Origin of the sequence: Solwaraspora sp. WMMA2065 (genome assembly GCF_030345075.1) — a bacterium.
In the GTDB taxonomy this organism is placed as follows: domain Bacteria; phylum Actinomycetota; class Actinomycetes; order Mycobacteriales; family Micromonosporaceae; genus Micromonospora_E.
On the sequence record NZ_CP128361.1, the window covers coordinates 1360154 to 1386414 of the forward strand.

The 26261-nt window shown below is 71.6% G+C and carries 26 protein-coding genes; 13 read left to right on the forward strand and 13 right to left on the reverse strand.

Annotated elements, in window-relative coordinates; genetic code table 11:
* Nucleotides 1–16 precede the first annotated feature (16 nt).
* Entirely contained in the window at nucleotides 17–295 is a 279-nt protein-coding gene (locus tag O7610_RS06245) for a BatC protein (protein WP_289212802.1), read from the forward strand.
* 68 nt (nucleotides 296–363) lie between these two features.
* Nucleotides 364–1626 (forward strand): cupin domain-containing protein, encoded by a 1263-nt coding sequence (locus tag O7610_RS06250; RefSeq protein ID WP_281555577.1) that lies wholly within the window; start codon nucleotides 364–366, stop codon nucleotides 1624–1626.
* A 21-nt stretch (nucleotides 1627–1647) separates the two neighbouring features.
* On the opposite strand, the gene O7610_RS06255 is transcribed toward O7610_RS06250, so the two are convergent.
* From O7610_RS06255 to O7610_RS06275, 5 genes are all read right to left on the reverse strand, one after another.
* The gene (locus tag O7610_RS06255) at nucleotides 1648–2313 is read right to left on the reverse strand and encodes a hypothetical protein (RefSeq protein ID WP_289212803.1); all 666 of its coding nucleotides are present in this window, start codon (nucleotides 2311–2313) and stop codon (nucleotides 1648–1650) included.
* Complete coding sequence (locus O7610_RS06260; protein ID WP_281554785.1) at nucleotides 2313–5003, reverse strand: FtsK/SpoIIIE domain-containing protein; 2691 nt, start codon at nucleotides 5001–5003, stop codon at nucleotides 2313–2315. The genes O7610_RS06255 and O7610_RS06260 overlap by 1 nt, the downstream gene beginning before the upstream one ends.
* A complete protein-coding gene (locus O7610_RS06265; RefSeq protein WP_289212804.1) occupies nucleotides 4996–5943 on the reverse strand; it encodes a hypothetical protein in 948 nt (315 codons plus the stop codon). The genes O7610_RS06260 and O7610_RS06265 overlap by 8 nt, the downstream gene beginning before the upstream one ends.
* Nucleotides 5944–5949: 6 nt before the next feature.
* The gene (locus tag O7610_RS06270) at nucleotides 5950–6210 is read right to left on the reverse strand and encodes a hypothetical protein (RefSeq protein WP_278168988.1); all 261 of its coding nucleotides are present in this window, start codon (nucleotides 6208–6210) and stop codon (nucleotides 5950–5952) included.
* Between the two features lie 182 nt (nucleotides 6211–6392).
* Nucleotides 6393–6791, reverse strand: a complete 399-nt coding sequence (locus O7610_RS06275) for a PIN domain-containing protein (protein ID WP_281554787.1) — start codon at nucleotides 6789–6791, stop codon at nucleotides 6393–6395.
* 190 nt (nucleotides 6792–6981) lie between these two features.
* Between O7610_RS06275 and O7610_RS06280 the strand changes: the two genes are divergently transcribed.
* The 3 genes from O7610_RS06280 to O7610_RS06290 all read left to right on the forward strand — a co-directional run bounded on the left by O7610_RS06280 (nucleotide 6982) and on the right by O7610_RS06290 (nucleotide 10169).
* Nucleotides 6982–9525: an ATP-dependent Clp protease ATP-binding subunit gene (locus O7610_RS06280; protein ID WP_281554788.1), complete on the forward strand. Its 2544-nt coding sequence runs from the start codon at nucleotides 6982–6984 to the stop codon at nucleotides 9523–9525.
* Nucleotides 9526–9591: 66 nt separating this feature from the next.
* Nucleotides 9592–9783: a hypothetical protein gene (locus tag O7610_RS06285; RefSeq protein WP_281554789.1), complete on the forward strand. Its 192-nt coding sequence runs from the start codon at nucleotides 9592–9594 to the stop codon at nucleotides 9781–9783.
* Nucleotides 9784–9806: 23 nt separating this feature from the next.
* Complete coding sequence (locus tag O7610_RS06290) at nucleotides 9807–10169, forward strand: DUF3140 domain-containing protein (protein ID WP_281554790.1); 363 nt, start codon at nucleotides 9807–9809, stop codon at nucleotides 10167–10169.
* A gap of 136 nt (nucleotides 10170–10305) precedes the next feature.
* On the opposite strand, the gene O7610_RS06295 is transcribed toward O7610_RS06290, so the two are convergent.
* The 3 genes from O7610_RS06295 to O7610_RS06305 form a co-directional block, all read right to left on the reverse strand.
* Nucleotides 10306–11805, reverse strand: coding sequence for a S1 family peptidase (locus tag O7610_RS06295; protein WP_281554791.1), 1500 nt, complete (start codon nucleotides 11803–11805; stop codon nucleotides 10306–10308).
* 293 nt (nucleotides 11806–12098) lie between these two features.
* A complete protein-coding gene (locus O7610_RS06300) occupies nucleotides 12099–13085 on the reverse strand; it encodes a LysR family transcriptional regulator (protein ID WP_281554792.1) in 987 nt (328 codons plus the stop codon).
* Between the two features lie 100 nt (nucleotides 13086–13185).
* The gene (locus O7610_RS06305) at nucleotides 13186–13818 is read right to left on the reverse strand and encodes a hemerythrin domain-containing protein (protein ID WP_281554793.1); all 633 of its coding nucleotides are present in this window, start codon (nucleotides 13816–13818) and stop codon (nucleotides 13186–13188) included.
* A 140-nt stretch (nucleotides 13819–13958) separates the two neighbouring features.
* Here O7610_RS06305 and O7610_RS06310 point away from each other — a divergent pair, with 140 nt between their 5' ends.
* Together O7610_RS06310 and O7610_RS06315 are read left to right on the forward strand one after the other, a co-directional pair.
* Nucleotides 13959–15281, forward strand: a complete 1323-nt coding sequence (locus O7610_RS06310; RefSeq protein WP_281554794.1) for a M20/M25/M40 family metallo-hydrolase — start codon at nucleotides 13959–13961, stop codon at nucleotides 15279–15281.
* 40 nt (nucleotides 15282–15321) lie between these two features.
* A complete protein-coding gene (locus O7610_RS06315; RefSeq protein WP_281554795.1) occupies nucleotides 15322–15996 on the forward strand; it encodes a hypothetical protein in 675 nt (224 codons plus the stop codon).
* Between the two features lie 9 nt (nucleotides 15997–16005).
* Here the strand turns inward: O7610_RS06315 and O7610_RS06320 are convergent, their stop codons facing one another.
* Both O7610_RS06320 and O7610_RS06325 read right to left on the reverse strand, forming a co-directional pair.
* Nucleotides 16006–16197 (reverse strand): DUF5703 family protein, encoded by a 192-nt coding sequence (locus O7610_RS06320; RefSeq protein WP_281554796.1) that lies wholly within the window; start codon nucleotides 16195–16197, stop codon nucleotides 16006–16008.
* A gap of 91 nt (nucleotides 16198–16288) precedes the next feature.
* Nucleotides 16289–17260, reverse strand: a complete 972-nt coding sequence (locus O7610_RS06325; protein WP_281554797.1) for an aldo/keto reductase — start codon at nucleotides 17258–17260, stop codon at nucleotides 16289–16291.
* A gap of 207 nt (nucleotides 17261–17467) precedes the next feature.
* On the opposite strand from O7610_RS06325, the gene O7610_RS06330 reads away from it, so the two are divergent.
* The 6 genes from O7610_RS06330 to mshC all read left to right on the forward strand — a co-directional run bounded on the left by O7610_RS06330 (nucleotide 17468) and on the right by mshC (nucleotide 22913).
* On the forward strand, nucleotides 17468–18520 hold the full coding sequence (locus tag O7610_RS06330) for an LLM class F420-dependent oxidoreductase (RefSeq protein ID WP_281554798.1): 1053 nt from the start codon (nucleotides 17468–17470) through the stop codon (nucleotides 18518–18520).
* Entirely contained in the window at nucleotides 18517–19344 is an 828-nt protein-coding gene (locus O7610_RS06335; protein ID WP_281554799.1) for an undecaprenyl-diphosphate phosphatase, read from the forward strand. Before O7610_RS06330 ends, O7610_RS06335 begins: the two co-directional genes overlap by 4 nt.
* Nucleotides 19345–19415: 71 nt before the next feature.
* Nucleotides 19416–20138, forward strand: coding sequence for an MSMEG_4193 family putative phosphomutase (locus O7610_RS06340; RefSeq protein ID WP_281554800.1), 723 nt, complete (start codon nucleotides 19416–19418; stop codon nucleotides 20136–20138).
* 64 nt (nucleotides 20139–20202) lie between these two features.
* A complete protein-coding gene (locus O7610_RS06345; RefSeq protein WP_289212805.1) occupies nucleotides 20203–20796 on the forward strand; it encodes a DUF3090 domain-containing protein in 594 nt (197 codons plus the stop codon).
* Nucleotides 20797–20800: 4 nt separating this feature from the next.
* The gene (locus tag O7610_RS06350) at nucleotides 20801–21619 is read left to right on the forward strand and encodes an SCO1664 family protein (protein WP_281555578.1); all 819 of its coding nucleotides are present in this window, start codon (nucleotides 20801–20803) and stop codon (nucleotides 21617–21619) included.
* Nucleotides 21620–21668: 49 nt separating this feature from the next.
* The gene (gene mshC / locus O7610_RS06355; RefSeq protein WP_281554802.1) at nucleotides 21669–22913 is read left to right on the forward strand and encodes a cysteine--1-D-myo-inosityl 2-amino-2-deoxy-alpha-D-glucopyranoside ligase; all 1245 of its coding nucleotides are present in this window, start codon (nucleotides 21669–21671) and stop codon (nucleotides 22911–22913) included.
* A gap of 71 nt (nucleotides 22914–22984) precedes the next feature.
* On the opposite strand, the gene O7610_RS06360 is transcribed toward mshC, so the two are convergent.
* The 3 genes from O7610_RS06360 to O7610_RS06370 all read right to left on the reverse strand — a co-directional run bounded on the left by O7610_RS06360 (nucleotide 22985) and on the right by O7610_RS06370 (nucleotide 26198).
* Complete coding sequence (locus O7610_RS06360; RefSeq protein WP_289212806.1) at nucleotides 22985–24031, reverse strand: lytic polysaccharide monooxygenase auxiliary activity family 9 protein; 1047 nt, start codon at nucleotides 24029–24031, stop codon at nucleotides 22985–22987.
* 197 nt (nucleotides 24032–24228) lie between these two features.
* Entirely contained in the window at nucleotides 24229–25020 is a 792-nt protein-coding gene (locus O7610_RS06365) for a GntR family transcriptional regulator (protein ID WP_281554804.1), read from the reverse strand.
* Between the two features lie 155 nt (nucleotides 25021–25175).
* The gene (locus O7610_RS06370) at nucleotides 25176–26198 is read right to left on the reverse strand and encodes a methyltransferase (protein WP_281554805.1); all 1023 of its coding nucleotides are present in this window, start codon (nucleotides 26196–26198) and stop codon (nucleotides 25176–25178) included.
* Nucleotides 26199–26261: the final 63 nt, after the last annotated feature.

A 26261-nucleotide genomic window follows, 5' to 3' on the forward strand; every position in this document is an offset into this window, starting at 1 on the left:
CCCGCAGGGGGCAGTCATGACACTTGACGACGACGACATCCGCAGCACCGGGCCCGCGACGGGTCACGGCCCGGCTGATGGTGGGGCGAATCCGGCTGGGCGCGACGGTGGTGCCGACGGCGGCGCTGGTCCGAAGGCGCAGGAGGGCCCGGCTGATGGTGGGGCGAATCCGGCTGGGCGCGACGGTGGTGCCGACGGCGGCGCTGGTCCGAAGGCGCAGGAGGGCCCGGCTGATGGTGGGGCGAATCCGGCTGGGCGCGACGGTGGTGCCGACGGCGGGGCGAACCGGCGTTGACTCGGCTGCCCACCGCGACACGTGGTGCCGGCTGCACCGGCGGGCACGGACTTACCGACCCGCCGCAGATCGCCGCGTCACCGGGCTCGCCGGGCGGTGCGGGCGCGTCCCGCCGCCCGGCGGCGCTGACCCGGTGCGTTGCGGTGGATCCGACGACGTTCGCCGATGTCTACTGGGGGCGTAGACCGCTGCTGTCGCGCGCTGTCGACCTGGCCGGCCCCGCCGGCTTCACCGATCTGCTCGACGGCCCCGCAGCCGACCAGCTGCTGAGCCAGCACGGCCTGCGTACGCCGTTCCTCCGGGTGGCCCGGGACGGTGAGGTCTTCGCGGAACGGACCTACACCGGCAGCGCCGGCGCCGGCGCCGAGATCGACGACCAGGTGCTCGACGAGCGGGTGTTGGATCTGTATGCGGACGGTGCCACCCTGGTCCTGCAGGGCCTGCACCGGCTCTGGCCACCGATCATCTCGTTCATCGGCGAGCTGTCCACCACACTGGGCCAGCCGTTGCAGACGAACGCCTACCTCACACCGGCTGGCAGCCGTGGATTCGCCACCCACTACGACACCCACGACGTGTTCGTGCTGCAGACCGAGGGTCGCAAGCGGTGGCGGGTGCACGAACCGGTACTGACCGATCCGCTGCCCCAGCAGACCTGGTCGGGTCGGGCCGATGAGGTGGTTGCCCGGTCCGAGGCCGCACCTGCGCTGGACGTCGTGCTCGGCCCCGGCGATGCCCTCTACCTGCCTCGAGGCTGGCTGCACAGTGCCACCGCGCAGCAGGAGAGCTCGATCCACCTCACCGTCGGGATTCGCGCGTTCACCCGGTACTCGCTGGTCGAGGCGCTGCTCGAGCTCGCCGTCACCGAGCCGCAGCTGCGCACGTCGCTGCCGTTCGGCGCCGACCCGTGCGAACCCGCCGGGATCACCTCGGAGCTGACCGCGACGGTGGCGGTACTGCGTGACTGGTTGGCCTCTGTCGAGCCGGACCAGGTCGCGGCGCCTATGCGCCGCCGGGCCTGGTCGGCGGTGCGCCCGGCCCCATTGCCACCACTGCAGCAGGCGGACCGGATCCGGACGCTGACCGTCGACGACGTCATCCGCCGCCGACCCGGATTGCGCTGGCGGCTCACCTCGCAGTCGGACGAGCGGGTCACCCTGCAGATCTTCGACCGTACGGTGAACTTTCCGGGCAGGTGCGTCCCCGCCCTGCGGGCGGTGCTGGACACCGCCGGTGTCCGGGTCGGCGACCTGCCAGGACTGGACACCACCGCCGACCAACTGGTGCTGGCCCGCCGTCTGCTGCGCGAAGCGGTCGCGGTCGTCGGCTGATCCACCATCGGCCCGGTCGGGTCAGCCCAGCCCCGTCAGCAGGACGGCGGTCGCCGCCAGGCCGGCGACCAGGACGATCGACACGGTACGCAGGTCGAGCTCGGCATGCCGGCGGTCGGCCAGCGCCTTCGCCGGAACCAGCCCGAGTAGCGGACCGACCAGGGTGACGACGAGCGCGATCACCGGCATCCCGACCGCCAGGTCGCCGCCGTAGCGCTGCCCGGCCCACCGCGCGGCAGTGGACAACCCGAACGCGGCGACGGCTCCGGCGGCGCCGAACAGCGCCAGCACCGGATATGCCGCTCGGGACAGGGGACCCACGTCGTTGGACCGCTCGACCAGGGCGCGGGCGGCCGCCAGCCAGTGCTCCGGATCGTCGTCAACGGCGGTACCAGGGGGCGGCGGCAGTGGTGCCGGAAGGCCACCAAGCCGTCCGGCCAACGGCCCGAACCGGTGACCGACCTCGGTCCAGATGTCGGCGGCCGCCCGGTCGACGTCCGCCAGCTCCCGGCTTGCCTGCTCGTGGAGTTGGTGCAGCTCCGCCAGGTCGGTCTCCACCTCGGCCACCGCGGCCTGCGCGCCGTCGCACCGTTGCGCGTACCACTGCTGCGCTTCGTTCCGGCGGTTCTGCAGCGCGGCGGCGAGTTCGGCGAGCCGGCGCATCAGCTCGGGGTAGGAGGCATCCATCAGGTCAGCCCGTACGGGATGATGACCTCGGCGCTGCGGTGCACGGCCCGGTCGAAGAACAGCGCCCGCCACGGCCGGGGATACCACGCCGGGCCGCCGGCCCGGGGGTACAGCGGCGGTCCGAGGTCGGAGCCGTGCACGTCCAACGCCACCCAGGCGCCGATCTGGTCGGTCCGTGAGCCAATCCCGCCGAGGTCGTCACGCATCCGCGCCACACCGCGCCACCAGCCCAGCACATGGGTGTGTCGCTCGGGCCCGAGGTGCAGCACCCGGCGGAGCCGGTCCAGGCCGGAGCGGCCGGCGAACTTCGCCGCCAGCCGTCCGGCGGCGGCGTCGACCGCGTACAGCACCAGGAAGTGTGGGCGGACCGGACCGTCCAGCACGTCACCGGAGAGCCGGTCAGCGGTGTCCGCGAGCAGCCCGCCGACGGTATCCAAGTCGTACAGTCCGGTGCCGGCCGGTAACGCCGCGTGTAGCCGGCGGGCGGCGGCTTCCGCGTCCGGGTCCAGACAGGCGATGTCGAACCGCGCCGCGCCGGGCGGGTACTGCCGGGCCAGGGACCGGGCACCCGCGTCGAGCAGGGCGCACGCCTCGTCCACCCGGGTGCCCAGTACCGCGAGATTGCGTCCGGGCGCCCGGGCCAGGCCGAGCCGGGCGGAGCGGGCCAGCACGTCGATCGTCTCGCCGAGCAACGCCACCGGTACCCGCGGTCCGTCGCTGTCGGCGATGAGCGCCTGGTAGTCCGGCGCCTCGGCCAGCCGGGGTACCACGTCGCCGTCGAACAGCCGCGGCGGGGGCAGGTCGGCGGACCGTCGTCGCCACAGTCGGTGTTGCAGTTCCTGCCAGGTGTCCCGGTCGCTGGCGGGCGGAACCCGGACGACCTGGTTGGCCTCCATCGCCCCGGACTCGGCGTTGACCACGGCGTGGTGGCGGGGCAGTGACTCCGCCGCGGTGTTGGTCTCCGGCAGGACGCGGCGCGCCTTCGGTAGCGCGATCCGTAGTGCGAACTGGGCGATCAGCGCGGTACGCCCCCATAACGCCTGGATACCGGAGACGTCCTGGGACGCCAGGATCAGGTGGATGCCCTGTGACCGGCCACGCCGGGCCAGGTCCTCCAGCAACGTCGCGGCCTCGGTGGCCAGTGCGTCGTTGCCGGCGAGCAGCACCTGGAACTCGTCGATCACCGCCACGATGCGCGGCCACCGGCCCTGTGGGTCCTCGGCGCGCAACTCCGCCAGCTTCGTCACCTCGTGGCGTTTGGCGGCGTCGGCCCGCTGCCGCAGTTGCGCACCCAGGAAGTGCAGCATCGCCAGGCCGAACTCCCGGTCGGTGTTGACGTTCACCCCGACCAGCCGGACATGTGGCAGGAAGCTCGGATCCCGCCGGCCCGGCGCGAACCGGGCGAAGGACACCCCCTCCTTGAAATCCAGCAGGTAGAACTCCAGCTCGGTCGGGGAGTAGCGGGCGGCCAGGGCACCGATCCAGGCGTAGATCAGGTTGGTCTTGCCGGTGCCGGATGGCCCACCGATCAGCGCGTGCGGCGGATAGTCGCTCAGCGTCACCGTCACCGGCCGACCCTGTGGGCTGTCGCCGACCGGCGCGGTCAGCCCGGCGGTGGCGTCCTCGGTCCATTCCTGTTCGGGCAGCAGATCGCTGAACACCGCCGGGACCGGGCCGGCGGCGACCGCGGCGGCGATCTCCCGGCAGGTACGGGTGACCAACTCAGCCGGCGGTGGCGGGTCGATCCGTACCGGCAACTGCGGATAGCCGCTGACCCGGGCCGTGCCGCCGGAGACCGACACGGTGGTCACGGTGGGCGCGGCGCTGAGCCCGACACCGCGGACGATCAGATGGACGCCGCAGGCGGCACCGGCGCGGGTGATCCGGTCCAGCTGAGCCCGTTCGTGCCGGGACAGCTCCTCCCCGGGCCCGCCCAGCAGGACGGCGATCCGCCACGGCTCGGGCCGTCGGCCGGTGGCTGTCGCCAGTTCGCTCAGCGTCCGGAACTCTCCGGCCAGCACCGTCTCGTTGATCCGGCGGATGTGGTCGACCAGGTCGTCCAGGTGCCGGCTCAGCCCACCGGGGCCGGCGAAGGTGAGCAGGCCGGGTCCGGCCAGCGGGGCGAAACCGGCGAGGCCGCCACCGAGCTGTTCCGGGTCGTAGCCGGTCAGTCGGACGGCGCCGGGCGCGGTACGGCCGAGGATCCGCAGCAGTAGCGCGGACAGCACGGCGTCACACCCCGCTCGGTCGGCGCCGTCCAGCGCCACGTGGCCGTGGTCCAGGACCGCGACGAGCGCGGGTACGGCGGCACCCCCGGCCAGCCCGGCCAGCCCGGTCAGGCCGATCCGGCACGATCCCGGTGATTCCGTGCGTGCCGCCGGGGCGGGATGCCACCGGGCCCAGTCGGCGGCGGCGGCTCCCGGTGCCGCCCGGTCCACTGCCGCGACGGCTCCCCGGGTGACGACCGTTATCTGGTCGCGGTACTGCTCGGCGAGGTCGGCGAGCCGGCGGTCGCGGTGCACTGCGGCTCGGTGCGGCACCTGCTCGGCTGCCAGTCGTACCCGGTTGAGCTGTTGTTGCGCCGCGGCGATGTCCTGTTCGACGTCGTCAAGTCGGTTGCGGGCCGCCGCCCGGGCATGCCCGAGCGCCCGGCGGACCGCGGCTACCAGATCGGCCCGCGCGTCAGGCATCGCGCCCCCGCAGCGGTCGGGGCTGCTCCGGGCGCAGCGTCTGCGGCTCGCGGTCGAGCAGCCGCAGCAGTACGCCGGTGAGTACCGCGCCGGCGACGGCCGAGTCGGCCGGATGCGGCGGATCCGGGGGCTGCCCGGCCTGGTCACCGTCGGCCCGGCGACCGTCGTCGCGCCGCTCGTCGGCCGGCACCCGGCAGATCCGGGCGAGCAGGGTCTGCAGCACCGGATCCGGCATGCCGGGGAGCAGCTCGCGTACCCGTCGGGTGGTGGCGGAGGCGAGCTGACGCAGGTCCTCGGCCTGCGGCTCGTGGTCCAGCAGGTCTCCGGCGAGGCGGTGCAGCAGCGGTGGGGTGATCGCGGCGAGATTCAGCCCGGTCGGCGCGGCCACTGCGGCGAGGTCGCGGTGCAGTCCGGCCCGGTCCTCCCGACGGACCGCCGTCGCGACCCTGCGCAGCAGTTCGGGGGTGTCGGTGGCGGCGGCCGGCCGGGTCGTGTCGGTGGCGGCGTCCGGCCCTGGCCAGACCCCGGCGGACTCCCGGTCGGTCAGCTCCGCGACCCGGGCGGCCCACCAGTTGCCGAGCTCGGGCGCGGCGGGCGCACCCGCCCGCCCGCCCGGTGCCGCCGTCGGTTCCTGGTCGCCGTCCAGTGCCGCCCGCCACCCGCTGTCGCCCCCCGCCGCCGGGCCGGCGCCGAAGCCGATCGCAGCCAGGTAGTCGTCCACCGACTGCGCAGCCACCCGCATCGCGTGGCCGGCCTGCTCCGCGTGTTCGGTCGCGCCGGTGAGCTGCGGCACCGCCAGCGGGTCCGCCGACTCCTGGCGGACCCAGATGAGCAACTCGGTCGCGGCGCGCAGCCGCTGCACCGCGACCGCGAGCTGGCCCACCGGCAGGTCGTCGGCGGCCGCCCGGACCCGGGCGGCGAGATTCTCGGCGAGGGACATTGGTGACTACAGCGTCGCGGAGTACGTCTGCGCCTGTTCGACGGCGGCGAGCGTGGCGGCGAGGCACTCCTCGAGCTCGGAGCTGGCCTGGAACAGCGCGGCCTGGGCCGCTCCGACCGCCTCGTGGCCGCTGCCTTCGAAGGCCGCCGCCAAGCTCTGCTGCGCCTCGGCGATCTTTTCGCTGGCTGCCTGGACGGCAGCCTGGCCCTCCGACACCTGCATGATCGCGGCTTCGATGGCGGACTTGACCTCGGCGACACTCGCCACGGGTGAAACCTCCTCAAGGGGCTGGAAGGTTCTATTAGAGCTTACCGCTGGTGGGTGATTGCTGCCCGGCTGTCCGGTCCCGCAGATGGGCTGGTCCGCGACGGACGCGCGGTCATCGGTGCTTGACCGGTGCGACCTGGGCAACTGCCGGCAGCGGATCAGGTATTCAGTCTGAATACCGGTCAGAATTCCGACACCGGACCGGTCAGCTGCCTGGTCAGCCATCGAGGCCCGCGAACCTGCGCGCCCACGTCGGTGACTCGGTCCCGCAATCGGCGGTCGGCCGTGACGACCACCACCCGCCGGTCTGGTCCGCCCTCGGCGGCGATCTCGACGATCAGATCGTCTCCCGACCCGAGAGCCGCGCCGATCCGTACCCCGCCGGCCGGCGGCAGACCGCGGGCCGCCCCCTCGACCACCAGGACCACCTCCAGCGGGCCGGTCAGCTCGGGCAGCCCCCGGCCGGCGACGTCGACCAGCTGATCGCGCAGCCGGACGGCCGCCGCCATCCGGTCGCGCCACCAGCCGTCGGGTCGGGAGCCGACCACGTTCGCGCCGTCCACGATCAGCAAAGTCCGCATCCGCCCAAGCCTGCCAGCATCCGCGGCCGTGGACCCGGCACCGGTTGAGCGCGCCTGTCCCGACCCACGCGCCGGTACCTCAAACGCGGTGCGGTGGTGGTCCCGGACGGCGGGGACGTTTGGCCCGGGGCGGCCCGGGTAGCCACAGTCCGGTTCACAGCCGGCGGGGCGTAACGGCGAGGGGGCGCAGATGAGTGACGGACCGTACGGCCCGGGAGGGCTCGGCACCGATCCCTGGGAGGACCTGCTGGCCCGGTTTCTCACCGGCGGTGAGCCCCGGCTGCCGGTGCACCGGGTCGACATCACCCGGCTGATGAGCGGCGACGCCCGTGACCTGCTGACCGCCGCCGCCCGCCGGGCGGCCCAGGCCGGCACCAGTGACCTGGACACCGATCACCTGCTCTGGGCGGCGTTGCAGCGTCAACCGCTACGGGAGTTGGTCCGCCGGGCCGGGGCCGACCCGAACGGGCTGCTCGCTGAGCTGGGCGGACCGGCGGCCGGCCGGGGCGAGGTGCCGGCGAACCTCTCGCTGACCCCGGCGGCGAAACGTGCCCTGCTGGACGCGCATCAGCTTTCCCGGGCCACCGGCGCGACCTACATCGGACCCGAGCACGTGCTGATGGCGCTGGCGGTCAATCCGGAGTCTGCCGCTGGCCGGATGCTGGCGGCCGGCCACGTCGAACCCCGGTCGCTGCAGAACGCCAGCGCGGAACGCGGCGGTGCGGCCAAACCGCGGACGGCCCGTGGGACCCCGACCCTCGACCAGTACGGGCAGGATCTGACCGAACTCGCCGCCCAGGGCGCGATCGACCCGGTCGTCGGCCGGGGTGAGGAGATCGAGCAGGCGGTGGAGATCCTGTCCCGGCGAACCAAGAACAACCCGGTGCTGATCGGGGAGGCCGGGGTCGGCAAGACTGCGATCGTTGAGGGACTGGCGCAGCGCATTGTCGACGGGGACGTACCACAGACGCTGATCGGCAAGCGGGTGGTGCAGCTGGACCTCGCCGGGCTGGTCGCCGGTACCCGGTACCGCGGCGACTTCGAGGAACGGCTGAAGAAGGTCATTGACGAGATCCGTAGCCACGGCGACGACCTCATCGTCTTCCTCGACGAGCTGCACACCCTGGTCGGGGCGGGCGGCGGCGGCGCCGAAGGGTCGATGGACGCCAGCAACATGCTGAAACCCGCGTTGTCCCGGGGTCAGTTGCGGGTGGTCGGTGCGACTACTTTGGACGAGTACCGGCGCAACATCGAAAAGGACGCCGCATTGGCCCGGCGGTTCCAGCCGGTCCTGGTGCCCGAGCCGACCGTGGCGGACACCATCGCGATCCTGCACGGTCTGCGGGACCGCTACGAGGCGCATCACCAGGTGCGGTTCACCGACGACGCGTTGCTGTCGGCGGCGGAACTCGCCGACCGCTACATCAGCGACCGGTTCCTGCCGGACAAGGCGATCGACCTGATCGACCAGGCCGGGGCCCGGGTCCGGCTGCGCACCCGCACACCGGCGGCCGACGTTCGGGACCTGGAACGGCAGCTCGAGCAGCTGCACCGGGACAAGGCCCAGGCGGTCGCCGACGAACAGTACGAACGGGCGTCCGACCTGCGGGACCAGCTGACGCAGGTGCAACGGCTGATCGAGACGGCCCGCAGCCCGGACAGCGCCGGGGTTCCCCAGGTCAGCATCGAGGAGATCGCCGAGGTGGTCTCCCGGGCCACCGGCATCCCGGTCAGTCAGCTCACCGAGGAGGAGCGGGACCGGTTGCTGCGGCTGGAGGGCGAACTGCACCAACGGGTGGTCGGTCAGGACGATGCGGTCACCGCGGTCGCCGAGGCGGTCCGGCGCTCGCGGGCCGGGCTGGGCGACCCGGACCGGCCGGTCGGCAGTTTCCTGTTCCTCGGACCCACCGGCGTCGGCAAGACCGAGTTGGCCCGGGCCCTCGCGGCGGCCCTGTTCGGTGACGCTGACCGGATGGTCCGCCTCGACATGAGTGAATTCCAGGAACGGCACACCGTCAGTCGGCTGGTCGGGGCACCGCCCGGGTACGTCGGCTACGAGGAGGCGGGCCAGCTCACCGAGGCGGTTCGCCGACGACCGTACGCGGTGGTGCTGCTCGACGAGATCGAGAAGGCGCACGCCGACGTGTTCAACGTCCTGCTGCAGCTGATCGACGACGGCCGGCTGACCGACAGTCAGGGCCGGACTGTCAACTTCCGCAACGTGGTTCTGATCATGACGAGCAACCTCGGCTCGGAGCTGATCACCGGCGGCGGCCGCAGTGTCGGCTTCGGTGGGGTGGACGGCGACAGTCCCGACGACGACCTGCGCGAGCGCCTGCTGCGCCGGCTGCAGGAGGACTTCCGTCCGGAGTTCCTCAACCGGATCGACGAGATCATCATCTTCCGGCAACTGGCCTCGCAGCAGCTGCGCCAGATCACCGACCTGCTGCTGGAGGAGACCCGCCGGCGGCTGCACGCCCAGGACATCGCGGTGGAGGTCACCGACGCGGCGGCCGACTGGATAGCCGGAGCCGGATACCAGCCGGAGTTCGGCGCGCGGCCGATGCGTCGGACGATCCAGCGGGAGGTCGACAACCAACTGTCCCGGTTGCTGCTCGACGGCACGTTGGCGGCGGGGCAACGGGTCACCGTCGACGCGCGGGACGGTGGCCTGCGGTTCGACGTCGACAGCGCCGCCGACCGGGATCCGGCGCCGGCCGGCGCCGGCTGGTGAACCCACCGGGTGGGTGCCGATCCGACCGGGCCCCCGCCGCTCGGCAGACGAACGGAGATGACGACGATGAGCCAACCTGAGGAACAGCGTGAGAAGTCCGCGAAGACCGACGAACTGCTGGCCCGCAACAGCCCTCTCGACACTGGGACCGGACCCGGCGCCGTCCTGGCGGACACCGATGTGCGTCCGGAACCGGCCGGTACGCAGACCCGGGCCGACCGCGACGACCCGGTGAGTAGCACCGAGCCCCCCGACTGACCGTCGTAGTGAGGAGGTTGTCGATGGCGGCGCACCGTCGAACCGACACCGGCACTGATCAGTTGTGGAACGAGTTCCACGCGTACGTGAACATTAGTTCGGAACAGTTGCGTGACTGGCTGCTGACCGAGGCGTCCGGTGAACGGGCGTTCGTCGGCCCCGGCGTCGACCTACCCCAGCCCGGTGGTGCCGTACTGGCGGTGCTGGGCAAACGGCGGGTGGATCTGACCGAACCGGACCGGCAGGTGATGGCGCAGGTCGTCGAGGGGATCCGGGACCTGCTCGCCCGCCGCCCGCCGACGGGCGCGGCGGACGACCGGTGGCGGCGGGCGCTGCTGGATCTGGGGCACGATCCGCTGCGGGCCGACGCGGACACGGCCGGTTGACCGGTCACCACCTGCACCCGTGCGGGACGACACGACCCGCCCCGGCGGCGGGTACCGGGAATCGGTACCCGCCGCCGGTCGCGGACCTGGCAGCCTCAGTCTCCCGGCCCGACCGGCCCGGCCGGGAGACAAACGGCTACGGCCGGGTGATGCCGAGCGAGTAGCTGCCCGAACCGCTGTACGCGTGGACCACGTACCGGTAGTAGCCGGCGGAGCCACTGTAGGTCAGCGTCTCGTCCGGACCGGGGCTGGTGCCGCTGGCCACGCTCACCCACCCGCTGCCGCTCCAGCGCTGCAGGTAGAGGTCGAAGTCACGGCTGGTCGGCCCGTCCAGGCAGGCCCGGTGGGTGCCGGAGCCGGCGGTGAAGTAGCTGCCGTTGGGCTGGATCTGGGTGCCGCCGGAGGAGAGCGACCCGGTGTAGGTGTTCTGGTACCCGCTGCAGGTACCGCTGCCCGGCGGCGGGGTGGTCGGCGGCGGGTTGCCGCCACCGCTGGTGCGCAGCGTCAGGCCGTACACCGAGAGGATCTCGTTGACCGGCTGGAAGTAGGTGGTGCCGCCGGTCGAGCAGTTGCCCGAGCCGCCGGAGGTGACACCCTGGGCCTGCTGGCCGGACAGCCATGAGCCGCCGGAGTCACCGGGCTCGGCGCAGGCGTTGGTCCGGGTCAGGCCGGACACCCGCCCCTGCGGGTAGTTCACCGTCGAGTTCTTGGCCTGGATGGTGCCGCAGCGCCAGCCGGTGGTGGACCCGGACCGGCAGATCGACGCGCCGACCGCCGCCTCGGCCGAGCCGGCGACCGTGACGTTGCCGCCGCTGTAGTTGTTCACCCACGGCTGCGGCGTCCAGTTCGAGTTGGTCTGCACCCAGGCGTAGTCGTTGCCGGGGAACGACGACCCGCGGAAGGTGCCCTGCGACACCTGGTTGTAGCCCTGGGTGGCGGTGCCCACGCTGCCGCAGTGCCCGGCGGTGACGAACCCGCCGGTCACCGAGAAGCCGACCGAGCAGCGGCCGCCCATGTAGTAGGCGTCGCCGCCCCGGACGTCGTACAGGGTGGTCGGGGTCTCGTCGGTGCGCACGATCCGTACCGCGTCCGCTGCGGCGCCGCTGCCGGCGACGAAGCTCTCGGCGACCGTGGCGTTGCCGCGGGCCAGCACCACCACGGTGTTGGTGGCCACGTCGACGTACCAGCCGGCGACGGCGGTCGCCGGCGCCTTCGCCGCAGTGCGGTCGAGCTTGGCCTTGACCCGGTCGAGTTCGGCCGCGCTGCGGTCGACCAGCTTGGCCTTCGCCCCGGCTGCGGTCACCGCTTCGGCCTGGGCCGGGTCGGTGACAGCCACGGTCAGGGTGCCGCCGTCGGGGGACAGCCATGCCCCACCGAAGTCGGCGCCGAGGGTGGCGCGCAGCATCGCTTCCTTCTTGTTGGCGCTGGCTTCCTTGGCGATCCGGGTCCGCGCCTGGTCCGCGGTCAGCCCCAGGTCGCGCTGCATCGCGGCAAGCATCCCGGGTGCGGCCGCGTCGGCGGCCGGCTGGGTGACCGGACCGGCGCTGGGTGCTGCCATCGCGGGCATCGCGGCCAGACCGGCCGCGCCCAGTGGCAGGATAGCGGCCGCGGTGGCCGCGATCAGTGCTCGTCTCATTTGCTCCCCTGACGATCGAACGGAAGTGACTCCGGTGGGCGGCCAGGGATCGCCTGGCTGAGCCGGCCGGAGGCACATGGCAACCCGACGTTTCCGACGCCGACGGGCCGGGCCCGGATGGTCCGCCGGTCGTGGTGTGCCGTCGGGACCCGGATGTCGGTGATCGGGGGAACGTCGAGCTGCTGTCAACTTAATGGCGGTCTATGTCAGCAGGCAGATACCAGCTGGCTCATACCGTCACAGCGACCGGTAGGGCGGAGCGGGGCCGGCAGGGGCGGGGCTGGTCGGCCCGGTCAGCCGTCCGCGACCGGGATCCCGGCCAGGCTCTGCGCCCCGAAACCGGGGTTGTCTGCGAGCCAGCCGAGATACTGCGGGTTACGCGCCAGGGAGTCGGTGTACGCCGTGGTGGCGTGGGTGAACACCCGGTCGGCGAGGGCGGCGGCGGTCGCGTCCGGGTGCCAGCCCAGCAGCAGCCGCCACCGCAGCGGCGCACCGGCCAGCGGTCGGGTCACCAGCCCACTGATCGGCCGGAACGTCGCCTGGCACAGGGCGATCGCCTCGCCAGACTCGACCAGGTCGACGCAGCCGCGGATGTCGGTCTCGTACATTTTGCGGGGAGTGAACCCGGACCGGGCACAGGCGGCGGCGAAGCAGTCGCCGAAGCATCCGTCGCCGGGCGCAGCGACCCACTGTTCGTCGGCGAGCATGCCGAGCTCGATCTCCTGACGGTGCGCCAGCGGGTGGGACTCCGGCAACAAGACGAAGATCGCGTCGACGGCGACCGCCCGCCACGCCAGTCCGAACTCGGCCGACGGGGTGGCGTCGCCGCACACCCCGGTGAGCGCGTAGTCCAGCCGGCCGCTGAGCACCATCCGGGCGAGCTCGTCGACGTACCAGGAGGCGTAGGTGCTGATCTGCGCCTGCGGCTGGTCGGCGGCGAGCCGGTGCACCAGGCCACCCAGGATCGGGCTGTTGACCCCGCCGAGCCGGAACCTGCTCATCACGCTGCCTGTGCCGGCCAGTCGGGCTGCTTCGTCCTGCAGCCCTTTCATCGCCGGCAGCAGCACCCGGGCCCGGGCCAGGACCAGTTCGCCCAGCGCGGTCGGTCGGGCACCCCGCCGGTCGCGCTCGAACAAGGGCCCGCCGAGGGTCCGTTCGATCCGTTGTAGTTGCGCGGTGAGCGCGGGCTGCGCCAACCCCAACATGGAGGCCGCCTTGGTGACGCTTCCCGTCTCCGCGATGGCGCAGACCACCCGCAGGTGCCGCAGCTCCAGGTTCATAACGTGACGGTAGGACCAGAACGGGATCGACGGGAAGACCTTCGATGGGGGAAACGTTCTCCGACATCAATATGAAACAGAACTGAACGGATATTACGGACTAGCTATCGCGATCGACCGGCGTCGTCGTCAGATCCTCGGGATAGGTAGTACGGCCGGACAGCAGATCCCAGGCCTTGTCCAGCACCCCCAGCGCCGGGTCCACCACCCGATTCCACGGCGGCCGCTGCGGGGCGTCGGGATGCGGCCGGGTCGGGGCGGCCTCCTCGGCTGTCTCCGCGCGGTTGCCCAGCCGGATGAGCTCCTCGTCGGTCGCCGCCGCCCGTAGCCGTGGCAGCAGCTCCTGCTCGACGACCGTACGGTGGTGCCGCCAGGCGGAGGCGATCCCGGCCGGTACCCCGGCCGCCGCCACGTCGGATGAGCTGAGCACGTTCCGCAGCGGGCGGTCCGTCGCGATGCCCCGGTCGGCCAGCGGGTCTCCGTCGGGCAGGGCGGTCCGCACAGCCGGGTACAGGTACTGCTCCTCGGCCGACAGATGCCGGCTCACCACGGCGACCAGCACGTCCGCGATCTGGCGCCGCCGGTCCGGGTCGGCCGCCGCGTCGAGCCGCTCGCAGAGCTGCTCGATCCGGCGGTGCTCCTCGACGAGCAGCATGGTGAGCCGAGGTCCGCCCGGGTCGTGCGGCAGGTGGTCGTCGCCGAGTTCGGGGATGGGGGGAAGGCCTACCGACACGGTCGTCTCCTTCGGTGGCGGGCCGGGGACGTCGTACTGCCCGGCGGATGCGGCGATACCCACCACACCGTCGCCCGAAACCGTGAGGCGTGTCGCGGCAGGGCTGGGGCAGCGGCCGGACGGCTGGTAAGAAGAACCGCATGACTGCACCCTCCCCGCCGCCGGCACCGACTGACGAGGTCGTGCGGATCTGCCGCGACCTGCTGCGGATCGACACCACCAACACCGGTGACCCGCTGACCAGCGTCGGTGAACGGGTCGCCGCGGAGTACGTCGCCGACCAGCTCGCCGAGGTCGGCGTCACTAGCACGATCGTGGAGTCCGCGCCCGGCCGGGCCAGCCTGGTGGCCCGGCTCGGTGGCACCGACCCGTCCCGCGGGGCGTTGCTCGTGCACGGCCACCTCGACGTGGTCCCAGCCGACGCCTCCGAATGGTCGGTCCCACCGTTCGCCGGTGAGTTGCGCGACGGCTACCTGTGGGGCCGCGGGGCGATCGACATGAAGGACTTCGACGCGATGGTGCTCGCCGTGGTCCGTGACTGGCAGCGCAGCGGGACCCGGCCACCTCGCGACATCGTGCTGACCTTCACCGCCGACGAGGAGGCCGGCGGCCGGTACGGCGCTCACCACCTGGTGCAGCGGCACCCCGGGCTGTTCGACGGCTGCACCGAGGCGATCGGCGAGGTCGGCGGCTTTTCCTACACGGTCAGTGACGACCTGCGGCTGTATCTGATCGAGACGGCGGAGAAGGGCATCAACTGGCTGCGGCTGCACACCCGGGGCCGTCCCGGACACGGCTCGATGATGCACGACGACAACGCGGTCACGGCGTTGTGCGAGGCGGTGGCGAGGCTCGGCCGGCACCGTTTCCCGATCGTCGTCACCCCGACCGTGCGGGACTTCCTGGCTGAGGTCTCCGACCTGCTCGGTATCGAGTTCGACCCGGACGACCCGGAGACGACGATCGCCAAGCTGGGCCCGATCGCGAACATCATCGGTGCCACGGTCCGCAACACCGCCAACCCGACCCGGCTGGACGCCGGCTACAAGGAGAACGTCATCCCCGGTCGGGCCAGCGCCACCATCGACTGCCGGGTGCTGCCCGGCCAGGAAACCCAGTTCCTGACCGAGCTCCGCCAGCTGATCGGCCCGGACGTGGAGATCGAACACGTTGAGCGGCAGCCGGCGATCGAGACGACCTTCGACGGTGCACTGGTCGACGCGATGGCCGCCGCGCTGCGCCACGCCGACCCCGGTGCCCGGACCGTGCCGTACATGCTCTCCGGCGGCACCGACGCCAAGGCATTCCGTCAACTCGGCATCCGATGCTTCGGGTTCACCCCGCTGCGGCTGCCGGCGGAGTTGAACTTCTCTGCGCTGTTCCATGGCATCGACGAGCGGGTCCCGGTCGAGGGGCTACAGTTCGGCGTGCATGTGCTCGACCGCTTCCTGCGCCAGAGCTGACCGCCGGCGCCCCATCGACGGTGAAGGGAATTCCACCCGTATGACCGACCAGCACACCGACCTCGACGCCGCGCTGGAGCAGGTGTTCCAGGCGGCCCGGGCACATCTGGCCACGGTCAAGGCCGCCGACGGCCGGATCGACGACGACGCCGTCTGGCAGGCGTACGTGACGCTCAACAACGCGTCGTACGCCTACGACGAGCAACTGTTGGACGCCTTCGGTGAGGTGACACCCTGGGACGTCGAGTCGATCGATCCGCAGGAGGCGGACGAACGGTTCGGCGTCGGCGTCGGCGGCGTCGACGGCGCCGAACTGGCCGACCCGCACCCGCAGGTCGTCTCGGTACGCCAGCGTCGGGACTACCGGGTGCCGTCGGTCGCCGCGCTGGTCCGCATCGCCGACGCGGCCCGCCGCCAGGGCAGCCCGTCCGCCGAGGCGGCCGAGCCGGTCGGTGGTGTCGGAGAGGCGGTGCTCGAGCTGCTGCAGGCCGGCGACGGCTCACTCGGCGCGCTGGACATCCCGGAGCTGGAACCGCTCGACGGCGTGGTCATGGTGCACGAGGTCACCACACCGCTGGATCCGGAGGCGTTCAGCGACGGCGATGTCGACGGACCGTTCCGGTCGGTTCCCGGCGACGAGATCGTCGGCCGACTCGACGAGCACGCCTACCTGCCGGACGATGACGACGAGGCCCCGGGCGGCGACCCGCGCTGATCGTACCGACTACGTACTGAGCCCGGGTTGCGGCTGCCGGGCGATTCTGCGCCGGAGCACCACCTGGCGCGTGCCGTCACGGAACAGCCGCACCCGGGCGAGCTCCCAGCCGGAGAACTCGGCCTGGATCGCCAACTGCGCGGCTGCGGTCACCCGGTCGACGTTCGGCGGTAACCGCAGCGGCGCGTACTCGTAGTCCATGACCACCATCCTGCCGTCGGCCCCCGAGCTGTGTCACCCGTCGGCCTCCTTCGGAGGCTCAGTCACCCGTCGGCCTCCTTCGGAGGCTCAGTCACCCGTCGCGTTCCGGGTAGCCGACGGGCGGCGCCGACACGTCGTCGAGTGCCCGGGTGATCTCCGTGGGCAGCGTCATCCGTTCAACCTGCAGCGCCCCGAGCAGCTGCCCCGCCGTGCGTGCCCCGAGGATCGGCGCAGTGACCCCGGGGCGGTCCCGGACCCAGGCCAGCGCGACCTCCAGCGGCGCCACCCCCAGGCCGGCGGCGGCCGTCGAGACCGCCTCGACGATGCTGGAGCAGCGCGGCTCCAGGTAGGTCGCGACGAACAGCTCCAGATGCGGCGACGCGGCCCGGGAGTCGACCGGGCGGCCGTGCCGGTACTTACCCGTGAGCACGCCGCGGCCGAGCGGTGACCAGGGCAGTACACCCAGCCCCAACGCGGCGCAGGCGGGCAGCACCTCCCGTTCGATCCCACGTTGCAGCAAGGAGTACTCGACCTGAGCGGCGACCACGGCGGCCCGGCCGGGCACCGCGGCCTGCCAGGCCGCCGCCCGGGCGGTCTGCCAGCCGCTGAAGTTCGACACCCCGACGTACCGGACCCGTCCGCTGGTCACCGCCGTGTCCAACGCGCCGAGGGTCTCCTCCATCGGGGTGTCCGGGTCGTATCCGTGTACCTGCCACAGGTCGATGTAGTCGGTGCCGAGCCGCCGCAACGAGGCGTCGAGGGTACGCAGCAGATGCCAACGGGAGGTGTCGCGCCGCCGTGGCCCGCCCGGCCGTAGCCCGGCCTTGGTCGCGATGACCAGATCCTCGCGGGGCACCATGCTGTCCAGCAGCGAACCAATGACCGCCTCGGCGTCGCCGTCGCCGTACACGTCGGCGGTGTCGATCAGATTGCCCCCGGCGTCCAGGTAACTCTTCAGTTGCGCCGCGGCGTCGTCGGCGTCGGTGTCCCGGCCCCAGGTCATGGTGCCGAGCGCGAGCCGGGAGACCGCCAGCCCGCTGCGGCCGAGCGGTCGCTGCTGCATGGATGCACCTTAAGCAGATCCTGGCGGTACGGACATCCTCACTCCCGCCGTCGTCCGCTGCCGACCGGCACCGAGCCGGTCGGCGAGTCACCCGGCCGGTTGTCTAATGGCGGCGGACGATTGCGTACCCTGGTGCGGCTTGGCCACGGCCGCTGCCCGGCAGCGCCGTCGACGCCCCGCCTGGCGGGGGATGGGGGATGACTGGGAGTGCGACTCGGACTCAATCTCGGCTACCTCACGGGCGCTGGCTCGCCGGCCGACCAACTGGCGCTCGTCCAGGAGGCGGAGCGGCTCGGCTACACGGTGGTCTGGGCCGCCGAGGCGTACGGGTCCGACTCGCCGAGTCTGCTCGCCTGGCTGGCCGGCCAGACCAGCCGGATCGACGTGGGTTCGGCGGTGATGCAGATCCCGGCCCGGACCCCGGCGTCGACCGCGATGACCGCCGCCACCATCGACACGTTGTCCGGTGGCCGGTTCCGGCTCGGCCTGGGGGTCTCCGGTCCGCAGGTCTCCGAGGGCTGGCACGGTGTACGGTTCGGTCAGCCGTTGGCCAGGACCCGCGAGTACGTGGAGATCGTCCGGCTCGCGGTCGGACGCCAGCGGGTCGAGTATGCGGGCACGCACTACACCCTGCCGCTGCCCGATGGCCCGGGCAAGGTCTTGAAGCTCAACTTCCGCCCGCCCCGGCCGCGGATTCCCGTGTATCTGGCCGCGGTCGGCCCCCGCAACCTCGAACTGGCCGGCGAGATCGCCGACGGCTGGCTGGCGGTCTTCTTCTCGCCCAGCACCGCCGCCGACCAGTTGGCGTTGATCGCCGCCGGCCGGGCCCGCACCGGTCGCGACCTCACCGGCTTCGACGTGGTGCCGGCCGTGCCGGTGGTGGTCGGCGACGACGTCGCCGCCTGCGCCGACCTGCTGCGCGGGTACGCCGCGCTGTACGTCGGCGGGATGGGCAGCCGGACGCAGAACTTCTACCACCAGTTGGCCACCCGGATGGGCTTCGGGGCCGCCGCAGACGAGGTGCAGGACCATTATCTGGCCGGCCGGCTGCGGGAGGCTGCAGCCGCCGTACCGCTGGAATTCATCGATCAGACCGCGCTGCTGGGCCCGCCGGACCGGATCGCGCAGCGCATCGGCGAGTATGCCGCCGCGGGCGTGACCACCCTGTCGGTCAGCCTGTTCGACGCCGACACCGAGGCGCGGTTGGCGACGCTGCGGACTGTGGCGCGGGCCCTCGACGTGGCCGGGGTGGGGCGGTGAGCTGGGTCGAGGTCATCGTGCTCGGCGTGGTGCAGGGGCTCACCGAGTTCCTGCCGATCAGCTCGTCGGCGCATCTGCGGATCACCTCGGCGCTGTTCTTCGAGGCGGACGCGGGGGCCTCCTTCACCGCCGTGACCCAGTTGGGCACCGAGGCTGCGGTGCTGCTCTATTTCGCCAAGGACATCTGGCGGATCACCCGGACCTGGGTCGTTGGTATCTGGGATCCCTCGGTACGCGGCGAGCCGGACTACCGGATGGGCTGGTACGTCATCGTCGGGTCGATCCCGATCGGGGTGATCGGCCTGCTGTTCAAGGATCAGATCCGCGACGGTCTGCGGAACCTGTGGATCACGGCGACCGTGCTGATTGTGTTCGCGCTGGTCCTCGCCGTCGCGGAGTACCTCGGCCGGCAGACCCGTACCCTGGAGCGGTTGACCCTGCGGGACGGCGTGGTCATGGGTTTCGCCCAGGCGATGGCGCTCATCCCGGGCGTCTCCCGGTCCGGTGGCACACTGACCGCCGGACTGTTGCTGAACCTCACCCGGGAGGCGGCCGCGCGGTTCTCCTTCCTGCTGGCCATTCCCGCGGTGGTGATGTCCGGGCTGTTCAGCCTGCCCGACGTGTTCGACCCGCAGGGCCGGGCACCCACGGCGGCCCAGATGGTGGTGGCGACCGCCATCGCGTTCGTGGTCGGCTACGCGGCGATCGCCTGGTTGCTGCGCTATGTCGCGCATCACACCCTGTACGCCTTCGTGCTCTATCGGGTGGCGCTCGGTTCCCTCGTGATGGCGCTGCTGGTCACCGGCACCATTTCCGCCACCTGAGGGACCCGACCCGACTGCTGACCGGGTCGGTCGCCGGCCCGGCACGCAGCCGCCCCCCGTAGGCTGGTTTGGTGGCGACGTTGGTACTTCTGCGACATGGTCGGACGACCGCCAACGCTGCGGGCGGTCTGGCCGGCCGGCAGCCGGTCGAGCTCGACGAGACCGGCCAGGAGCAGGCCCGGGCGGTCGGCGCCCGGCTGGCCGGGCTGCCCTGGGCACAGGTGGTCAGCAGCCCGCTGGTCCGATGCCGGCAGACCCTGGCGCTGACCGTTCCCGAGGCGACCCCGGCGATCGACGACGGCCTGATCGAGTGCGGGTACGGCGAGTGGGAGGGCCAGTCTCTGCGGTCACTGGTGAAACAGCCGCTGTGGCGGGTCGTGCAGGAGCATCCGAGTGCCGCGGTGTTCCCCGGCGGGGAGGCGCTGGCCGCGGTCGCAGCCCGCGCGGTGGCTGCGGTACGGCACTGGAACGGTGTGGTGGACGCCGAACGGGGGCCCGACGCTCTCTGGCTGGCCTGCACCCACGGCGATGTGATCAAGGCCATCGTGGCCGATGCGCTCGGCCTGCACCTGGACCTGTTCCAGCGGATCGTGGCCGATCCCGCCTCGTTGACGGTAATCCGGTACACGGCGACCCGGCCGTTCCTGGTGCGGCTCAACGACACCGGCGGTGACCTGGCCGGGTTGGTGCCGGCGAAACAGCGTCGGCCGAGGCGACGGGGTGGGTCGGCCGATTCCGATTCCGATGCCGCTGTCGGCGGCGGCGCCGGTGCCGGCGGACGTGACCGGCAGTGAGCGTACCGGTCAATCGGGTCGGTGCGTTACCGGATCGACCCGGACGCCCGATAGGGTCGATGACATGACCCACCAGGTGCATGCCTTCGAGCCGCCGGAGCGGTTCGTCGCGGGGACCGTCGGGCCGCCGGGGGAGCGGATGTTCTTCCTGCAGGCCCGGGGTGGCGGTCGCGTGGTCAGCGTGGCCCTGGAGAAGGTCCAGGTGTCGCTGCTGGCCGAGAAGCTCGAGGAGCTGCTGGCCGAGGCGCAGCGGCGGTTCGGTGTCGACGTGCCGGAACTACCGACCGGGCAGTCGGACAACGAACCGCTGGAGACGCCGGTCGACGAGGAGTTCCGGGTCGGCACGCTCGGCCTGGCCTTCGACGTGGACACCACCACCGTCGTCATCGAGGCCATCGCCGCCGGCGAGCCGGAAGCCGGGCTCGAAACCGGCGACGACGACGGCCTGCTCGACGACGATGACGACGACGACACCGAGGACGAGGTCGACGCCAGCCTGGACCGGCTCCGGGTCCGGCTGACCCCGGCGGCGGCCCGCGGCTTCATAGATCGGGCACGCCGGGTGGTGGCCGCCGGCCGTCCACCCTGTCCGCTCTGTGGTCAGCCGCTGGACCCGCGCGGCCACCTCTGTCCACGGCACAACGGCTACCACCGCTGAGGTGATGGAGACGGGCCGGCAGCCGGCGGTGGACCGGGACGCCACCGTGCTGCGATTGCTCCGTACCGGCGAGATGCGGCTCGAAGGCCAGTTGATCGACGCATCGAACACGACGTTGCGGGCTGTCATCGAGGCCGACGGGACAGCGATCCGGTGCGTGTACAAGCCAGTCCGCGGCGAGCGTCCACTGTGGGATTTTCCGGACGGCACGTTGGCCGGCCGGGAGGTCGCCGCCCACCTGGTGGCACAGGCGCTCGGGTGGCCGTTGGTACCGCCGACGGTGTTGCGGGACGGTCCGATCGGTCCGGGTGCCTGCCAGCTGTGGATCGACGAGCCGGACGGATCGGTGCCGCTGGTCGACTTCGTCGCGGCCGACCAGGTGCCGACCGACTGGCTGCCGGTGGCGGCGGCCCGGGACACCGACGGCAGGCCGTACGCCTTGGCGCATGCCGACGATCCGCGGCTGGCCCGACTCGCGGTGTTCGACGTCCTGGTCAACAACGCCGACCGCAAGGGCGGGCACGTGCTGGCCGGGACGGACAACCAGGTGTACGGCGTCGACCACGGGCTGTGCTTCCATGTCGACGACAAGCTGCGTACGGTCTTGTGGGGCTGGTCCGGCCGTCCGTTGCCACCGGAGGCCGGGTCGGCGTTGCGTCAGCTGCGTACGGCGGTCGACGCGAAGCTGGGCGGGCAGCTGGCGTCGCTGCTCACCCAGGCCGAGGTCACCCAGCTGGGCGGGCGGGTCGACGCACTGATCGAGGCCGGGTGCTTTCCGCCGCCGCCGGCGACGCGTAGCGCTATTCCCTGGCCGCCGATGTGATTCGTCTGCCGTTCTCCGGTGCCGCCGGCACCCTGGATAGGGTGGCGGCATGGACTCCTGGACCGGTCATGAGGTGCCCCGGCTGCCCGGCACGGGTGTGCCGTTGGCGCTGTTCGACTCTGCTCGGCGGGCGGTGGCACCGACCCGGCCGGTCGACCCTGCGACGATGTACGTATGCGGGATCACCCCGTATGACGCCACCCACCTGGGGCACGCCGCGACCATGCTCGCGTTCGATCTGGTGCAGCGGATGTGGCGGGACGCCGGGCACCGGGTGCGGTACGTGCAGAACGTCACCGATGTCGATGATCCGCTGCTGGAGCGGGCGGCCCGCGACGGGGAGGACTGGATTGTTCTCGCGATGCGGGAGACCGCGCTGTTCCGGGAGGACATGGAGGCGTTGCGGATCATCCCGCCGGACCACTACGTGGGTGCGGTGGAATCGATCCCGGCCATCGCCGAGCGGGTCGGCGCCCTTCTTGACCGCGGTGCCGGCTACCGGCTGGCCGACGGCACCGGTGACGTGTACTTCGACGTGGCCGCCGCGCCGCGGTTCGGCTACGAGTCGAATCTGTCCCGGGAGCAAATGTTGACCTTCGCCGCTGAGCGGGGTGGCGATCCGCAGCGTCCGGGTAAACGTGACCCGCTGGACCCGCTGCTGTGGCGCGGTGCCCGCGACGGTGAACCGGCCTGGGACGGCGGTGCGCTGGGCCCCGGCCGACCGGGCTGGCACATCGAGTGCGCGGTGATCGCACTGGGTCTGCTGGGTGACCGGATCGACGTCCAGGGCGGCGGCAACGACCTGCTGTTCCCCCATCACGAGTGTTCCGCCGCGCACGCGGAGGTGCTGACCGGCACCGGCCCGTTCGCCGCCCACTACGCGCACGCCGGCATGATCGGCCTCAACGGGGAGAAGATGTCCAAGTCCCGGGGCAACCTGGTCTTCGTCTCCCGGCTGCGGGGCGACGGGGTGCCACCGATGGCTCTGCGGCTGGCGCTGATCTCCGGGCACTACCGGGCTGATCGCCAGTGGACCGACGACACCCTCAAAAGCGGTCAGCAGCGGTGGCACCGGTGGCGCGAGGCCGCCCGGTGTGACGCTGGGCCGTCCGGCGCGGAGCTGCTCGCCGGGGTCCGCGGCCGGCTGGCCGACGATCTCGACACCCCTGGCGCGTTGGCCCTGATCGACGAGTGGGCCGACCACGCGCTCGCCGGCACCGGTGCGGATCCGCAGGCACCGACGCTGATGGCCGAGACCTGCGACGCCCTGCTCGGTGTGCGCCTGCACGACTGACTCGGTTGACCGTACCGGTGTCCGGTCGGGTCCTGCAGCGGCGCCGGACCCGACCGGACTTCGTGGACAGGTCAGTTCGGCGTGCAGGTCAGGGTCGGTGCCACCGGCGTGCCGGTGGCCGAGCCGAGCAGGCCGAAGCTGGTGGACGCTCCGGACCCGATGCTGCCGTTGTAGCTGACGTTGGTGGCGGTGACGGCCGAACCGTTGCTGCTGACCGTGGCGTTCCACGCCTGGGTGACCTGCTGTCCGGTGGGATTGGTCCAGTTCAACGTCCAGCGGCTGATCGGCGTACCGCCGGCAGTCACCCGCACTTCGGCCTGGAAGCCGCCCTGCCAGGTGGCGACGATGGAGAAGGTTGCGGTACAGCCGCCCGGCGCCGGGGTGGTGGGTGGTGCGGTGGTCGGGGCCGGGGTCCCGCCGAAGTTCACGTCGCTGCAGAAGTAGTAGGTCTGGTCGGCGTGGCTGGCCTTCCAGATCAGGTAGACGATGTGCCGGCCGGTCCTGCCGGGCGCGCTGACTGGGATGTCGACCGACACGCCGTTGAGGTTCGGGTTGCTGGTCCGGGTGCCCTCACCGGGGTCCGCGCCGTCGGTGGTCCACACCAGCTCCAGATCGCTCCAGCGCAGTCGCTGGGTGAGTGGGTTGAAACCCTGCCGGGTGACGTACACCAGGTGGTAGTCGGCACCGTGCAGCGCCTGGTCGTGGTACGTGAGCGTGAAGTTCGTGCCGACGTTGGCGGCACGCCAGTTGCCGGGTTGGTCCAGTGCGGCATACCGGACACCGCCGGTGTTGCCGGCGCTGCACAGCTGACCGTCGGGGATGTGTGCCTGGTGCTGGCCGTTGACCCCGTCGATGTAAAGACTGTTCCAGTTCCACATGGCGGTGGAGTCTGCCTGCCAGGCCTGCCAGCACATCGGGTCCTCGGTGGCCATCCGGGGGTTCTGAAAGTCGCTGGCCCAGCGTTCGTAGCACCCGTAGTTGCGTGACGGTGGGGCGATCGATGAGCCGTGTGCGGCGGCTACGTCGGCCAGCGCGGTGGTGAACAGCAACGCGGCGACAGCCGCAACGGTGAGTACCCGGCGCAGGGGTGCCCACGGGGTGACGGTGAGGGAAGGCATGTCTGCTCCCGGACAAGGTTGGACGGCGGTGGCGGGGTTTGCCGGGACACAGGCGTTCCCGCCGGATCGGACGGCGGGTAGCCCGGTCCCGCCGTGCCGCGCGGCCCTCGCGACAGTCCCGTGCCGAGATTCACATGCCTCGATTTTCAAGTCAATAGTTTGAATGGAAAACAAAGTAAGCCGCAAGAAGTACCTGGTCAGCCGAGTACGAGACCGGGATCTGGGTCCGGATCCGGCATGGGTGCCGGGACCCGGTACTCTTCGGTCAAGGTGGTCACCGGGCCGGGCCAGGTCGCCTGGGCCACCTCGATCGGTCGCCGGTCGCCGTCGTAGGCCACGTGCAGCAGATGTAGCACCGGGGTGTCCGGACGAATTCGGAGCAGCTGCGCCTCCTGTCGGCTGGGCTGACGGGCGCTGAGCACGTCGCGCGCCCAGACGTATCGTCGGCCCGTCACCTCCTCGGCCTCCTGGTAGGTGGGTCGGCCGAACGGCTCGGCCCGCTCCAGGCTGGTGCCGGCGGCGTCGGCCACTCGGAACCAGGAGGCTCCCACCTCGACCGGGGAGTCCTCGGTGCGCACCAGGTGCCGGCGGACGATCAGCTCGGTGCCGTCAGTGACGCCGAACGCGTCGGCCACCTCGGGTACCGCCGGAGCGCGGCCGACCTCGGTCAGCTGCTGCCGGTAGCGCGCCGCCAGGTCGGCGTGGTATCCGCGGTGTCCGCCGTACCGGCCACGGGCGAGCCTGTTGAGTCGGCGTCGGGTGCCCCGGACGAACGTGCCGGAGCCCGGCTTGGTGATCAACAGTCCTTCGACGCGGAGCTGATCGACGGTACGCTGGGCGGTCTGCTTGGCCACACCGTACATTTCGGCGAGGGCGGGGATGGCGGGCAGCCGTTCGCCGGGTGCCCACTCGCCGCGGCGGATCCGTTCTCGAATCAGGTCGGCGATCTGGCGGTGTGGAACCTCGGCGGCTCCAGGATTGACCTGCATCTCTACGGACCGACCACCCTTCAACCGATATACCTAGCATCCTAGGATAACAGAGGGAGTGTGTCCAGCCCGACCACCGCCAGACAACACCCATCGGCGTGACCAGTAACCGGACGCACCAGCCCGACCACTCGTCAATCAGCGTCCGACGACGGTCACCGCTTGCGGGCGATCAGTGCGCCGTTCGCCCCGGGGGCGTCGAAGACCACGGTACGGATGGAGCCGAACCCGGCGTCGGCCAACCAATCGGCGTACTCGGTCTCCGAGTAGTTGCGCCCGCCCTCCGTCTCCACCAGCATGTTCATCCCCATGAGGGCGGCCTCGGGTGGACCGGTGCGTTCGGGGTTGAGCAGCAACTCGCAGACGACGATCGTGCCGCCTGACGGCAGCGCGTCGTGGCAGCGGGTCAGCAGCGCCCGGTTGGTCGGTTCATCCCAGTCGTGCAGGATCATGCTGAGCAGGATGACGTCATGTCCCTGCGGCAGCTTCTCGTCGACGAAGAAGTCACCGGTGACCGTGTCGATCCGGTCGGCCAGACCGGCGGCGGCGGCCTTCTCCGCAGCGACCGGCACGACATGTAGCAGGTCGTAGACGCTCGCCCGCAGATGCGGGTACCGCCGGCACAACTCGATGGGGTACGCGCCCGACCCGCCGCCCAGATCGAGTAGCCGGTGATGGGCGCTGAAGTCGTAGGCCTCACCCAGCGCGCGGGCGGTGAAGATCGACGCGGCGTACATAGCCTCCAGAAACAGGTTCAGGATCCGCGGATCCACGTCGGCGAAGAGCGACTCCTGGGTGTCCGGGTCCCAGGTCAGTGGCCGGTCGGTACGCAACGCCTCACCGATGCGATGCCACGGTAGGTAGGTACGTTCGTCGCAGTAGCGAACCTGACCGCCGAAGTAGTAGGGGCGGCCGGCTACCAGGAACTCCTCGGCGATCGGCGCGTTGCGGTAGCTGTCGGAGCCGGGTTGCTTGGTGAGCAGTCCGAGCGAGGCGCAGGCGGCGAGCAGAGTGCCCGCTGGGCGCTCAGCCAGCCCGTACTCGTCGCACAGCTGCCCGACGGTGATGGTCCGTCCGCCGGCGAGCCTGGTGAACAGGTTCAGCTCGACGGCGGCGGCCAGGGTCTTGAAGCTCCAGAAACCGGTCACCAGACGCATAAGAGGGGTGGGGGTTAGCATCCGGACATTTTCCGGTAAAGGGCCGCCCGACTGACGGAGCTGTCAGTTAGCCGATAGATCCGG

Excerpts from the sequence above, each read along its gene's own strand:
- O7610_RS06290 (WP_281554790.1), top strand. The coding sequence starts at position 9,807 with ATGGCGGCGCACCGTCGAACCGACACCGGCACTGATCAGTTGTGGAAC.
- O7610_RS06300 (WP_281554792.1), bottom strand. The coding sequence starts at position 13,085 with ATGAACCTGGAGCTGCGGCACCTGCGGGTGGTCTGCGCCATCGCGGAG.
- O7610_RS06370 (WP_281554805.1), bottom strand. The coding sequence starts at position 26,198 with ATGCTAACCCCCACCCCTCTTATGCGTCTGGTGACCGGTTTCTGGAGC.
- O7610_RS06310 (WP_281554794.1), top strand. The coding sequence starts at position 13,959 with ATGACTGCACCCTCCCCGCCGCCGGCACCGACTGACGAGGTCGTGCGG.
- O7610_RS06255 (WP_289212803.1), bottom strand. The coding sequence starts at position 2,313 with ATGGATGCCTCCTACCCCGAGCTGATGCGCCGGCTCGCCGAACTCGCC.
- O7610_RS06285 (WP_281554789.1), top strand. The coding sequence starts at position 9,592 with ATGAGCCAACCTGAGGAACAGCGTGAGAAGTCCGCGAAGACCGACGAA.
- O7610_RS06295 (WP_281554791.1), bottom strand. The coding sequence starts at position 11,805 with ATGAGACGAGCACTGATCGCGGCCACCGCGGCCGCTATCCTGCCACTG.
- O7610_RS06275 (WP_281554787.1), bottom strand. The coding sequence starts at position 6,791 with ATGCGGACTTTGCTGATCGTGGACGGCGCGAACGTGGTCGGCTCCCGA.
- O7610_RS06280 (WP_281554788.1), top strand. The coding sequence starts at position 6,982 with ATGAGTGACGGACCGTACGGCCCGGGAGGGCTCGGCACCGATCCCTGG.
- O7610_RS06350 (WP_281555578.1), top strand. The coding sequence starts at position 20,801 with ATGGAGACGGGCCGGCAGCCGGCGGTGGACCGGGACGCCACCGTGCTG.
- O7610_RS06360 (WP_289212806.1), bottom strand. The coding sequence starts at position 24,031 with ATGCCTTCCCTCACCGTCACCCCGTGGGCACCCCTGCGCCGGGTACTC.
- O7610_RS06245 (WP_289212802.1), top strand. The coding sequence starts at position 17 with ATGACACTTGACGACGACGACATCCGCAGCACCGGGCCCGCGACGGGT.
- O7610_RS06260 (WP_281554785.1), bottom strand. The coding sequence starts at position 5,003 with ATGCCTGACGCGCGGGCCGATCTGGTAGCCGCGGTCCGCCGGGCGCTC.
- O7610_RS06320 (WP_281554796.1), bottom strand. The coding sequence starts at position 16,197 with ATGGACTACGAGTACGCGCCGCTGCGGTTACCGCCGAACGTCGACCGG.
- O7610_RS06345 (WP_289212805.1), top strand. The coding sequence starts at position 20,203 with ATGACCCACCAGGTGCATGCCTTCGAGCCGCCGGAGCGGTTCGTCGCG.
- O7610_RS06265 (WP_289212804.1), bottom strand. The coding sequence starts at position 5,943 with ATGTCCCTCGCCGAGAATCTCGCCGCCCGGGTCCGGGCGGCCGCCGAC.
- O7610_RS06325 (WP_281554797.1), bottom strand. The coding sequence starts at position 17,260 with ATGCAGCAGCGACCGCTCGGCCGCAGCGGGCTGGCGGTCTCCCGGCTC.
- mshC (WP_281554802.1), top strand. The coding sequence starts at position 21,669 with ATGGACTCCTGGACCGGTCATGAGGTGCCCCGGCTGCCCGGCACGGGT.
- O7610_RS06315 (WP_281554795.1), top strand. The coding sequence starts at position 15,322 with ATGACCGACCAGCACACCGACCTCGACGCCGCGCTGGAGCAGGTGTTC.
- O7610_RS06365 (WP_281554804.1), bottom strand. The coding sequence starts at position 25,020 with ATGCAGGTCAATCCTGGAGCCGCCGAGGTTCCACACCGCCAGATCGCC.